General features: G+C 59.7%; 1 protein-coding gene. It reads left to right on the forward strand.

Going from position 1 to position 1,074, the window contains the following annotated elements:
- The coding region (locus IQK56_RS28875; protein WP_246500306.1) for an aconitase family protein at positions 1-802 on the forward strand (802 nt) is incomplete at its 5' end.
- Between the last annotated feature and the right edge of the window lie 272 nt (positions 803-1,074).

A 1,074-nucleotide genomic window follows, 5' to 3' on the forward strand; every position in this document is an offset into this window, starting at 1 on the left:
CGAACGTTCGGCTGCCGGTTGCACCATCAAGCTGTCGAAAGAGTCCGTCACCGAGTACCTGAACTCCAACATCACCCTGCTGCGCTGGATGATCGGCGAAGGCTACGGTGATCCACGTACCCTGGAACGTCGTGCCCAAGCGATGGAAGCCTGGGTTGCCAACCCGGAGCTGATGGAAGCCGATGCCGACGCGGAATACGCCGAAATCATCGAAATCGACCTGGCCGAAATCAACGAGCCGATCCTCTGCGCACCAAACGACCCGGACGATGCTCGTCTGCTGTCGAGCGTTGCCGGCGAGAAGATCGACGAAGTGTTCATCGGTTCGTGCATGACCAACATCGGTCACTTCCGCGCTGCCGGCAAGTTGCTGGAACAGGTCAAGGGTCAGCTGCCAACCCGTCTGTGGCTGTCGCCGCCGACCAAGATGGACGCTCACCAACTGACCGAAGAAGGCTACTACGGCATCTACGGCAAGGCCGGTGCGCGCATGGAAATGCCGGGCTGCTCGCTGTGCATGGGTAACCAGGCGCGTGTAGAGCCGAATTCGACCGTTGTGTCGACCTCGACCCGTAACTTCCCGAACCGCCTGGGTGATGGTGCCAACGTCTACCTGGCTTCGGCTGAGCTGGCGGCAGTGGCCTCTACCCTGGGTCGCCTGCCGACCGTCGAAGAGTACATGGGCTACGCGGCCAAGCTGGACACCATGGCCAGCGACGTTTACCGCTACCTGAACTTCGACCAGATCGCTGAGTTCCGCAAGATCGCAGCAAGCGCCAACATCCCGGTGATTCAAGCCTAAGGTGTTGATGTGAAAAAACGCCGCGTATCGCAAGGTACGCGGCGTTTTTTTATGCCTGGAATACGGTATTAGCAGCACCACAAAAAAATGTGAGAGGGGGCTTGCCCTAATGCCGGTCAGTTAAGAAGTCGCAAGGGTAAAAAGTAACCTGTGGTGAGCGGGCTTGCCCCCCGCGCTGCTGCGCGCAGCCCCAACATAACGAAGCGCTGCAGTGTGCCAGGCAGCCCCTGAGCTGTGTTTTTGGGGCTGCTTCGCAGCCCAGCGCGGGGCAA

This window comes from Pseudomonas cyclaminis, from assembly GCF_015163715.1.
GTDB classification, from domain to species: domain Bacteria; phylum Pseudomonadota; class Gammaproteobacteria; order Pseudomonadales; family Pseudomonadaceae; genus Aquipseudomonas; species Aquipseudomonas cyclaminis.